General features: G+C 73.2%; 10 protein-coding genes. 6 read left to right on the top strand and 4 right to left on the bottom strand.

From position 1 onward, the window contains the following. Positions 1-91: 91 nt before the first annotated feature. A complete protein-coding gene (locus tag ACWGE1_RS37240; protein WP_453424897.1) occupies positions 92-469 on the bottom strand; it encodes a helix-turn-helix transcriptional regulator in 378 nt (125 codons plus the stop codon). A 174-nt stretch (positions 470-643) separates the two neighbouring features. On the opposite strand from ACWGE1_RS37240, the gene ACWGE1_RS37235 reads away from it, so the two are divergent. Beyond that, positions 644-1,582, top strand: a complete 939-nt coding sequence (locus ACWGE1_RS37235) for a SigB/SigF/SigG family RNA polymerase sigma factor (RefSeq protein ID WP_453424896.1) — start codon at positions 644-646, stop codon at positions 1,580-1,582. Positions 1,583-1,617: 35 nt separating this feature from the next. On the opposite strand, the gene ACWGE1_RS37230 is transcribed toward ACWGE1_RS37235, so the two are convergent. Next, positions 1,618-2,121: an ATP-binding protein gene (locus ACWGE1_RS37230; RefSeq protein ID WP_453424895.1), complete on the bottom strand. Its 504-nt coding sequence runs from the start codon at positions 2,119-2,121 to the stop codon at positions 1,618-1,620. 125 nt (positions 2,122-2,246) lie between these two features. Here ACWGE1_RS37230 and ACWGE1_RS37225 point away from each other — a divergent pair, with 125 nt between their 5' ends. Next, entirely contained in the window at positions 2,247-3,335 is a 1,089-nt protein-coding gene (locus tag ACWGE1_RS37225) for a mechanosensitive ion channel family protein (protein ID WP_453424894.1), read from the top strand. Between the two features lie 38 nt (positions 3,336-3,373). Here ACWGE1_RS37225 and ACWGE1_RS37220 read toward each other — a convergent pair whose 3' ends face one another. Further along, positions 3,374-4,465 carry a PI-PLC domain-containing protein gene (locus tag ACWGE1_RS37220; protein WP_453424893.1) on the bottom strand — a complete coding sequence of 364 codons (1,092 nt, stop codon included), beginning with the start codon at positions 4,463-4,465 and terminating at the stop codon, positions 3,374-3,376. Positions 4,466-4,642: 177 nt separating this feature from the next. Between ACWGE1_RS37220 and ACWGE1_RS37215 the strand changes: the two genes are divergently transcribed. After that, positions 4,643-6,244, top strand: a complete 1,602-nt coding sequence (locus ACWGE1_RS37215) for an alpha/beta hydrolase (RefSeq protein ID WP_453424892.1) — start codon at positions 4,643-4,645, stop codon at positions 6,242-6,244. Positions 6,245-6,261: 17 nt separating this feature from the next. Here the strand turns inward: ACWGE1_RS37215 and ACWGE1_RS37210 are convergent, their stop codons facing one another. Then, on the bottom strand, positions 6,262-7,179 hold the full coding sequence (locus tag ACWGE1_RS37210; protein WP_453424891.1) for a medium chain dehydrogenase/reductase family protein: 918 nt from the start codon (positions 7,177-7,179) through the stop codon (positions 6,262-6,264). Between the two features lie 45 nt (positions 7,180-7,224). Between ACWGE1_RS37210 and ACWGE1_RS37205 the strand changes: the two genes are divergently transcribed. The 3 genes from ACWGE1_RS37205 (at position 7,225) to ACWGE1_RS37195 (ending at position 10,589) form a co-directional block, all read left to right on the top strand. Continuing rightward, positions 7,225-7,875: a TetR/AcrR family transcriptional regulator gene (locus ACWGE1_RS37205; protein WP_453424890.1), complete on the top strand. Its 651-nt coding sequence runs from the start codon at positions 7,225-7,227 to the stop codon at positions 7,873-7,875. A gap of 44 nt (positions 7,876-7,919) precedes the next feature. Then, positions 7,920-8,279: an MmcQ/YjbR family DNA-binding protein gene (locus tag ACWGE1_RS37200; RefSeq protein ID WP_453424889.1), complete on the top strand. Its 360-nt coding sequence runs from the start codon at positions 7,920-7,922 to the stop codon at positions 8,277-8,279. A gap of 120 nt (positions 8,280-8,399) precedes the next feature. After that, entirely contained in the window at positions 8,400-10,589 is a 2,190-nt protein-coding gene (locus tag ACWGE1_RS37195) for a SpoIIE family protein phosphatase (RefSeq protein WP_453424888.1), read from the top strand. Positions 10,590-10,619 lie beyond the last annotated feature (30 nt).

Below are 10,619 nucleotides of genomic sequence, written 5' to 3'. Positions count from 1 at the left end.
GTACGAGCTGCGCCTCTCCGCCTTGCGATGCACCGCGCCGGACGCCGCGGGCCACGCCCTCCGGGCGCCGGCGCTACTTTGCGGACACCCCCTAGACGGTCGCGTGGGGCTCGCTGCCGCCGGCTGTGTCGTTCGCCACCTCATCGGCGGGCGCCGTCGGCGAGGTCAGCGGGCCGGCGAGATAGGCCAGCAGGCCGGCGATCTCGTGACCGGCCTCCGCCGGGTGGCGGAAGCGTGCGCCCGGGGCGACGACGTACCGGTTGCGCCGGCCGTCCCGGGTTCTGGTGAGGTACCCGTCCGCCTGCAGGTCCGTGACGATCGCCTGTACGGTGCGCTCGGTCAGACCGCAGTCCACCGCGATGTCGCGCAGACGGATGCCCGGGTCACGCGCGATGGCGATCAGAACCCGGGCGTGGTTCGTCAGGAAGGTCCAGTTGCTCCGGCGATGACCTGTGTGCTCGCTCTCCACACCGTCATTCTTGAGGGATAACTCACGAAAGGCAATTCCAGAACAAGTTTTCCGGTATTACTTGACGTCTGTCCCAGGCCCCGACATGGTGCAGGGGAAGCGGAAGCGGACTTCCGCACGACCCGAGCTGTCGAGCAACGCACCGCAAGCACACGTGCCCAAGGAGCGAAGACGATGACCTTCACGGCCACGGCCGAGGCCATGACCCCGACGACGATCCCGACGACGGCCACCCCCACCGGTGGCACCGCTGACGCAGACACAGACGCAGGCGGCCTCAGCGGCCTGCCGGACGTGCCCTGCCCACGGGAGCTGTCGACCCGCGATGCCCGAGAGCTGACCCATGTCTTCTTCGAACGGCTCCAGAGCCTCGAAGAGGGCACCCGCGCGTACCAGTACGTGCGCAACACCCTCATCGAGATGAACATCTCACTGGTGCAGTTCGCCGCCCGCCCGTTCCGCGACCGCCCCGGCGGACCCGAGAACGAGGACATCGTCCAGGTCGGCGTCATCGGCCTGATCAAGGCCATCGACCGCTACGACCCCGAGCGGAACACGCAGCTCTCCACGCTCGCCCTGCCCTACATCACGGGCGAGATCAAACGCCACTTCCGCGACACGACCTGGGCCGTACGCGTTCCGCGCCGCCTGCAGGAGCTGCGCCTCGAGCTGGCGAAGGCCACGGAGGAACTGACCTCCGAGACGGACCACGCGCCGACCGCCGCGGAACTCGCCGAGCGGCTGGGCCTCACGGAGGACGAGGTCCGCCAGGGCCTGGTCGCCGCCAACGGCTACTCCACCCAGTCCCTCGACGTGCCCCAGGAGACCGCCACCGGCTCCGCCCAGGGGCCCACGGCCGTCCGGGCCGCGCGGACCCTCGGCGAGACCCTGGGCGAGGTCGACCCCGCGCTGGAAGCGGTCGAGGACCGGCACGCCCTGGCGCCCCTCCTCGCCGACCTGGACGAACGCTGCTCCCACATCCTCGAGCTGCGCTTCGGCCAGGAGATGACCCAGGCGGAGATCGGCGAGGAGATCGGCCTCTCCCAGATGCAGGTCTCCCGCCTGCTCACCCGCACGCTGGGCAGCCTGCGCGAAGAGCTGCTGCACGACTGACCCGGGGCGGGTGCCCCCGGCCCGGCCGGACCGGTTCACCCGAGCCCGGGGCGGCCGGTCAGCAGGCGCTCGGCGTCGATCTCGGCCCAGACCACCTTGCCGTGCGCGACGACCTCGGCGCCCCAGCGGTCCGCGAGCCTGCGCACGAGGCGCAGACCGTGCCCGCCCGGAACACCCGGTACGCCCGCGGCACCGCGGACGCCCGGGCCGCCGGGACGGGAGGCGCGCGCGAGCCGCCGCAGGTCTCCGACGCCGTCGTACACCTCGACGCGGAACACGTCCCCGGCACGGAGCGCGAGCTCGTGGCAGCCGCCGGCGTGCAGGTTGGCGTTGGTGACGAGTTCCGAGACGACCAGGAGCGCGTCCTGCGCCGTCTCCCGACCGTCCCACCCCCAGTCCTCCAGCGCCTCACGGGCGAACGTGCGCCCCAGCGAGACCTGCCGGCGGGCGTCGCGCAGGAAGAGCCGACGGCGCTGGGCGAAGCCCGGCCCCGGTGCGCCCGGTGTGCGCTCGTCGATGTCCGGTCCGCTGGTCTGCACGCGCACTCACCTCGTCCTCGGCTATCAGGTCCCGCCATGTGGTGATGGGCGTGTACCCACCCACACGCAACGGACGCGCACGCACCCCGCCCGAACCCGATCCCCAGACCCATCACAGAGGAGTCATGGACACCCTTCTGCGACTGACGGCCGTCATCGGCGGCTCGATCGTGCTCACCCTCGTCGCGGGCCGGCTCACCGACCTGCTGCTGCGGCGGGCCGCCGCCCGCCATCCCGAGACACCGCTCTGGGACATGCTGCGCCGCTGCCGTACGTCGGTCCGGGTGCTGCTGTTCACCGCGGTGCTGCGCGGGTCGTACCGGCAGATCGAGTGGCGGCCGCTGCAGGAACACGAGGCGGCCGTGGGCCGGATCCTGACGCTCGTACTGATCGGGGCGAGTGCGTGGTGCGTCGTCCTCGTCACCTCCGCCGTGGTCGAGTCCTCGTACGCCCGCTACGCGCTCGGCACCCGTGACCCCTCCCGGCTCCGCCGGGTGCGCACCCAGGTGACGCTCATCATGAGGATCGTCACCGCCGTGGTCGCCGTGGTGGCCGCCGCCGCGATGCTGCTGACCTTCCCCGACCTCCGCGCCGTCGGCACCTCGCTCCTGGCCTCGGCCGGCATCATCGGCATCGTCGCCGGCGTGGCGGCCCAGTCCACCCTCGGCAACCTCTTCGCCGGCTTCCAGATCGCCTTCGGCGACATGGTGCGCATCGGCGACACCGTCGTCGTCGCCGGCGAGTGGGGTGTGGTCGAGGAGGTCACGCTCACCTTCCTGGCCGTGCGCACCTGGGACGAGCGCCGGATCACCATGCCCGTCTCGTATTTCACCGGGCGGCCCTTCGAGAACTGGTCGCGCGGCGGGATCCAGATGACCGGCACGGTGTTCCTCCACTGCGACCACACCGCCCCCGTCGCGCTGATGCGCGAGAAGCTCAAGGAGGTCCTGGACGGCTGCGAGGCGTGGGACGGCCGCGGCTGGGACCTGGCGGTCACCGACACGACCGCCACCACGATCGTGGTGCGGGCGATCGTCACCGCGAAGGATCCGGACGACCTGTGGACCGCCCGCTGTGCGGTGCGCGAACAGCTGGTCGCCTGGCTGGCCGAGAAGCATCCGTACGCCCTGCCGCGGGTCTCCACGTCGACGGCCGCCGCCCCGCCGGAGTGGGCGGACCGTGCTCCGAGGCCCGCACCGGGGCCGGACGCATAGGGAGCGGCCGAAGGCCGTCCGGTGCGGGGCGCGGCGTCTCAGGGGCGTGCGTCGAGCTCCGCGACGATCGAGGCGGGGGTGTGGCCGCTTCCGTCCGAGAGGCGGTGGAAGTCCACGGAGACGAAGTTCGGATCGCGCCCTCCGGCCGCCGGACGGCACTGTTCGGCGATACGGCTCCTCAGTTTGTTTCCGTTGTCCAGGGCCGCGGTGAGGACGGTGGGCACGTTGCGGTGGTGGCTCATCGTGAACAGGCGCCGGAATCCGGGCTCCTGGCGGTCCAGAGGCACGTCGGACCAGCGGCTGACGCACGAGAGGTCGTTGCCCAGGTCCCCGAGGCTCCAGAAGTTGCTCACCGTCCAGGACCGGTCGTACATGACGCCCAGGTGCTCCCGGTCGGACCGGTCGGAGAAGATCAGCAGGCGCTTGCCCGAGGTGACGAGGTCGGCCACCTTCGGCCAGCCGTGCTGCCGGACGCCCCACTGGTCGGCCCGGAACACCATGTCCTGCAGGCCCCTGACCCGTCCGAGGGACGACTGCAACTGGTCGGCGCCGACGTAGTCCTCGAGGAAGACGGTCACGACCTCCTGGGGATGGGCGGCGAGGAAGTCCACGACGGTCTGCATCGTGCCGTGGAAGGACTGCCGGGGGAGGGCGTACGTGGCACCGGCGAAGGTCTTGCATTCGCCGTGGCACAGGTACACGTCGCTGGGGTAGCAGTCGCTGCCGAAGCTGATGACGCAGAGCCAGGTGCTGCGTTCGTACCAGTGCGTGTCCAGGCTCAGGCCGCGGACGCCGCCCTCGAGCTGGGCGCGCACGGACTCGGCCTGGTTCACCGAACTCCAGCGGGAGTCCTCGTAGTTGGTGAAGGCGTTGTGGGTGGCCAGGAAGGAGACCTCGTCGAGCCTCCGGTCGCCCCAGCGGGCGGTCGCGGCGTCGGATGCCCCGGTTGCCGCGGTTCTGGTGGTCCCGGCGGCGGCCGTGGCGGCCGTGGCGGGGGCCCCGGACCGGGGCGCGGCGGCCGTCGTGGTCGCCGTGCCGAGGAGGGCCAGCAGGAGGAGGAACACCAGGGAGCGCCGGCCGGTCCGCCGACGCCCGCGCGATCGCCGTAAGTGCATGTCCATGTCAATCATGCCGCGGAGGATAGCGCGCGGCTCGCCGATCCGCCCCCCTGCGGACGCCCACGGCCCGTATCGGGGCGGGTCCGGCTCGCGCGCGCCGCGGAATCGCGGTTTCGTTGAGTCAGAGGTGTACCGAAGCGACGGCATGGGCTGCCGCGCCACGCCGTCGACGCGACGGAGGAGGCGGGCATGCCCGGATCCGGACCGCTGTCGGGCCGCCGCCGCTGTGCGGCAGTCGTGGCCGCAGCGGCGATCTGCTCGTCGCTGCTCACCGCGCCGGGACTGGCCGCGGAGGCGCTCGCCCCGGCGGCGCCCGCCCCGGCCCGGGCCGATCCCTCGCCGTCGGCGACCGTACCGCGGCTGGACTGGAAACCCTGCAAGCCCGGCAGCCCGTACGACTGCGCCACCGCCGAGGTGCCGCTGGACCACGCCGACCCGGCGGGCCGCGCCATCGATCTGGCGGTCGTACGGCGCAGGGCGGGCGACCCCGGGAAGCGCCTGGGCACGCTGTTCGTCAACCCCGGTGGCCCCGGCGGCCCCGGAACGGTGCAGGTGCCGCAGAACTACGACTCCTTCCCCAAGGACCTGCGGGAACGCTTCGACATCGTCAGCTGGGACCCCCGGGGCATCGGCAACAGCACCGCGGTGAACTGCTTCGACAGTCCCGAGGAGGCCGCGAAGTGGGGTGCGGGCAAACCGGTCGGCTTCCCGGTGGGCGAGAAGGAGCGCACGACCTGGATCGACGCCTACGAGACCCTGGGCCGCCTGTGCGAGAAGCGCGACCCCGACCTCCTGCGCCACGTGTCGACCGCCGACACCGCCAAGGACCTGGACCTGCTGCGCCGGGCGGTGGGGGAGTCGCAGCTCAACTACCTCGGTGTCTCCTACGGGACCATCCTGGGTGCCACCTACGCCAACCTCTTCCCCGGCAGGGTCCGCGCCATGGTCCTCGACAGCAACATCGACCCGCAGGCGTGGACGAACAACGCCTCGCAGGCCGAGCCCCGGACCACGACCCTCCTGCGCATGGGCTCGGACCGCACCGCGGCGGCCACCCTGGACCGGTTCCTCACCCTGTGCGGATCCGCCACCACCGCCCGCTGCGCCTTCTCGGCCGGCAGCCCGGAAGCGACCCGCGACAAGTTCGACCGGCTGATGCAGAGGCTGCGCGAGCACCCGGTGGGGCCGTGGACGTACGCCGCGACGGTCGCCGACACGATCAGCAGTATGTACATCGTCCGTCCCGGCTGGACCGATCTCGCCGCCCGGCTCCAGGAACTCTGGCAGGGTCGCACCCCGAAGCCCGCCCAGTACCCGCCACCGCCCCCGGTCGCGAACCCGAGTCCGTACCTGGGCGAGGAGCAGGCGGGGGCCGTGTGGTGCGGCGACAGCCCCAACCCGCGCGACCCCGCCGTCTACCACGGCCTGGAGGAGGAGAGCGCTCGGCGTGCCGGCGACGCCGGACGCTACTGGACCTGGTCCGGGGAGCCGTGTGCCACCTGGCCGGCGCAGGCCGCCGACCGGTACGACGGCCCGTGGGACAAGCCGACGGCGCACCCCGTCCTCGTGATCGGCACCACGTACGACCCCTCGACGCCCCACTCGGACGCCCAGACGATGGCCGGCGAACTGGCGAACGCCCGCCTGCTCACGAACAACGGGTACGGCCACACCGCACTCTTCAACAACGCCAGCACCTGCATCAACACCCATGAGAGCCGCTACTTCATCGACGGCACGCTCCCGCCGCCCGGCACGATCTGCCAGCCGGACAGGCTCCCCTTCTCCTGAAGGGCCCGGCGGCCCGTTCACGGGACGAGGACGACCTTCCCGGCGACCGTGCCGGACTCGGCCAGGCGCATCGCCTCGGCGGCGCGCGCCAGCGGGATCTCGGCGGCGACCCTGGCGGTGATCTCGCCGCGCTGCAGGGCCGTGAACACCTGGGTCAGATCCGAGCGCAGGCGCGCCCGGAAGCGGTTCCTGGCGTAGGCGCGGCCGGCCCAGACGTTGAAGAAGTAGGCGCGGCGGCCGTTGGGCAGCGCGTTCCACACCCACACCCGGCCCAGCAGCCGGAGCACCGGCCAGGCGCCGGAGCCCTCGTCGTCGCGGGTGGCGGCGCTGCCGTACGAGACGAGCGTGCCGCCGGGGGCCAGGAGCCGCCAGGAGTCGACGATGCCGTCGCCGCCGACGTGGTCGAAGACCGCGTCGACCCCGCCGGGCGCGAGGGCCCGTACCCGTGCGGGGACGGTGCCGGACCGGTAGTCGAGGGGAATCACCCCGAGCGCGCGCAGTGCGTCGTGGTGGCGGGTGGAGGCGGTGCCGATCACGCGGGCCCCCGCGGCCAGCGCCAGCTGGACCAGGACCGAGCCCACCCCGCCGTTGGCGCCGTGGACCAGGACGGTCTGGCCGGCGCGCACCCGGGCCTTGCGGTGGAGCATCTGCCAGGCGGTGATGCCGTTGACGACCGCGGTCTCCGCGTCCGACGGCCCGACGCCGTCGGGTACCTCCACCACGTCGGCGGCGGCGAGCGCGACATGGCTCGCCCAGCCCCCGGTCTTCGTGAGGGCGGCCACCCGCTTGCCGAGCAGGGTGGCGTCGACGCCCTTGCCCACGCCCAGCAGCGTGCCCACCAGGTCGTATCCGGGGACGAAGGGGAACGGCGGCTGATCGTAGTAGCGGCCGCGACGCATCTGCTGCTCGGCGAAGGACACGCCCGTGGCCTCCATCGCGACGACCACCTGCCCGGCCGCCGCCACCGGGACCGGACCGCGGTGCAGTTCCAGACCCTCCGGCTCGACCTTGCCCGGCAGGACGACGGCTCCGGCGCGTCCGCGCTGTCCCTCAACGCGATCGCCAAGCAGATGGGCATGAGCGGACCGGCCCTGTACCGGTACTTCGCCAACCGCGACGAGCTGATCACCGAACTCATCCGCGACGCCTACCGCAGCCTCGCCGACGCCTTCATCGCCGCTGCCGCCACCAACGGGTCCGGGGGAGCGGGCCGCCCCGGTCTCTCCGGGCTGGCCCAGGTGCTGCGCCGCTGGGCCCTGGAGGACCCGCACCGCTACTTCCTCGTCTACGGCACCCCGGTGCCCGGGTACCACGCGCCGCAGGACGTCACTGCGATCGCCTCGGAGCTGATGTCCGTCCTGCTGGACGCCTGCACCGCCGCGGCGCCGGCCCCCGCCCCGGGTGCGGAGCCCCAAGGCGCCGAGCCCCGCGGCGTCGAGCACCACCTGGCCGACCACCGCGCATGGGCCGCGAGCCACCCCGACGCCCCGCCGTCGGCGCTGCGGCTGGCCCTGACCTTCTGGAGCCGCCTGCACGGTGTGCTGTCCCTGGAACTGGCGGGCCACTTCACCGGCACGGGCCTGGATCCGGCCCTGCTCTTCGAGGCCGAGGTGGACGCCCTGTCGCCGTGACGCCCTGACCCGGCGATGTCAGTGGCCTGTCGTACGGTCAGGGGGTGTGCACGTCCGATGAAGCCCGTGAAATCGCCCTCGCCCTCCCGGACACGACGGAGAAGGAAGCGTGGGCCATGCCCACCTTCCGCGTCGCCGGGAAGATGTTCCTGACCCTCCCCGACGACGAGACCTCCCTTGCGGTCCGCTGCCCCAAGGAGGAGCGCGACGAGCTGGTCCGCGCCGAACCGGAGAAGTTCTGGATCGCGGACCACGAGGCGTCCTTCGCCTGGGTGCGGGCCCGCCTGGCAGCCCTCGACGACGCCGACGAGCTCCGCGCGATCATCGTGGACTCCTGGCGTCAGGCCGCCCCGCCCGGGCTGCTCCAGGCCCACCCCGACCTCGGGCCCGCCGACCCGCCGTGAGGCGCGGCGCAGGGCCGCCGCCGGCTCGGGCGGGCTCCCGCGGGCGCCCGGCGGCTCCCGCGGGCTCGCCCGGACCGGCAGGTTCCGACGGGAGAGCGGGGATGGGGGGAACATGGTGACGTGCGAAACGTTCCGGGGCGCGAGCAGGGAGCCGACCGGCGTGCGCTGAGAGAGGCACTGGTCGAGGCATGCGCCGACGCGGGAGCGTCCATCGGGATGCTCTACCTCCCCGACCCCGACCCCGCCCGGCGCGTCCTGCACCTGGCGCTGGCCTCCGGGCTCTCCCGCGAGTTCGCGGCACCCTGGTCCCGGGTCGCCCTGGACGACCCCATCCCGGTGGCCGACGCGGTCCGCGACGGCCGGCTCGTCTGGCTCGGCGGCCAGGAGGACACGGCCCGCCGCTACCCCCGCCTCGGCCTCGTCCTCCCGTACGACTTCGCACTCGCCGCCGCCCCGCTGACCGCGGAAACCGCCCACCGGGCCGACGGCCGGACGGGGGCCGGGCTGGTGCTCCTGTGGCCGGGCTCGCACGGGCCCGACCTCGACGAGCGGGAGTGCCGGGCCCTGGCAGCCGGCCGCAACCGACTGGCGCGCATCCTGCTACGGGCCGCCGGTGACGGCCTGCCCCTGCGGCCCACGCCGATTCCGGTCATCCTGCGACCGCTCCCGCCCCCCACACCGGGCCCGGCCGAGGCGGCGACCACCATGGCCTTCGTCCGGCGCCTCCCCGGAGGCAACTGCGCACTCGATCTGAACGGCACCATCACCTTCATCACCCCGGAGGCGGCCGACCTGCTCGGCGCGCCCGTGGCCGACCTGCTCGGAGCCCTGCCGTGGGAGGCCCTGCCCTGGATGGACACCCCCACCATCGAGAACCACTACCGGGCCGTGGCGATGAGCCGGCTGCCGCGGAGCTTCATCGCCGCCCGCCCCACCGGACAGCAGCTGCGCTTCGACCTGTACCCGGACAACACCGGAATCAGCGTGCGCATCACCACGGCGAGCAGCGACCGCGAGGCCGCACCGGCCCCCTTCCCGCTGGGTGCTCCCGAGCAGACCGCACCCAGCCGGGCCACCGCGCTCTACCCGCTCATGCTGCTGGCCGCCACCCTCACCGAGGCCGCCCACGCGCAGGACGTCGTCGAGAAGGCCGCGGACCAGATCGTTCCCTCGCTCGGAGCCCACGCCATGGCCCTCCTGGCCGAGCAGGACGGACGGGTGCGGATCGTCGGCCACCGCGGATACTCCGCCCGGCACGTGGCGGACCTCGACGGCACACCCGTTTCGGCCGACACCGCCATCACCCACATCCTGCGCACCGCCACGCCCCTGTTCTTCGGCAACATGAGCGAGCTCCTGGCCGCCCACCCGGACGCGGCGGTCGAGGAGGGCATGGCCGCCTGGGCCTTCCTGCCCCTGATCGCCTCGAACCGTCCCATCGGCTCCCTCGTCCTCGCCTACGGGCACCCCCGCACCTTCGTCCCCGGCGAGCGCGCCGTCCTGACCTCGATCGCCGGGCTCATCGCGCAGGCCCTGGACCGCGCCCGCCTCTACGACGCCACCCACCAGCTCGCCCGCAGCCTGCAGACCGGCCTCCTGCCCCACACCCTGCCCCGTGTCCCCCGCCTCGACGTGGCCGCCCGGTACCTGCCCGCCGCACACGGACTCGACGTCGGCGGAGACTTCTACGACCTCATCCGCATCGACGACACCACCGTCGCGGCCGCCATAGGTGACGTACAGGGCCACAACGTGAACGCCGCCGCCCTCATGGGCCAGGTCCGCACCGCCGTCCATGCCGGCGCCGGCGCACCGCCCGAAGAAGTCCTCGCCCGCACCAACCGGCTCGTCACCGACCTCGAACCGGGGCTGTTCACCAGCTGCATGTACGTCCACATCGACCTCGCCCGGCGCACCGCCCGCCTGGCCTCGGCCGGCCACCCACCGCCCCTGCTGCGCCACCCCGGCGGGAAGACCGAGATGCTGCAGCTCCCGGCCGGGCTCCTCCTGGGCATCGACCCCGAGGCCTCGTACACGGCCACCTCGATCCCCTTCGGCCCCGGCGACCTCCTCGCCCTCTACACGGACGGGCTCGTCGAAGCCCCCCGCCGGGACATCGAGGAGGCCATCGGCGCGGTCGCGGCCCTGATCGCCGACGCCCCCGAGCACCACCCCCTCGGTGATCTGGCGGACGAACTCATCGAGCACGCCCACCGCGACGCCCCCCGCACCGACGACATCGCCCTCCTGCTGCTGCGCGGACTGCGCCTCGAGGACACCGTCGCCTCCGCGGGACCGCACCGCCCCTGACCCGTAACCGCCCCGGGCGGGCGCAGGCCC

Source organism: Streptomyces sp. NPDC054932, assembly GCF_053610205.1.
The sequence above is the reverse complement of the archived record's forward strand: the minus strand, read 5'-3'. Positions and strand labels throughout refer to the sequence as shown.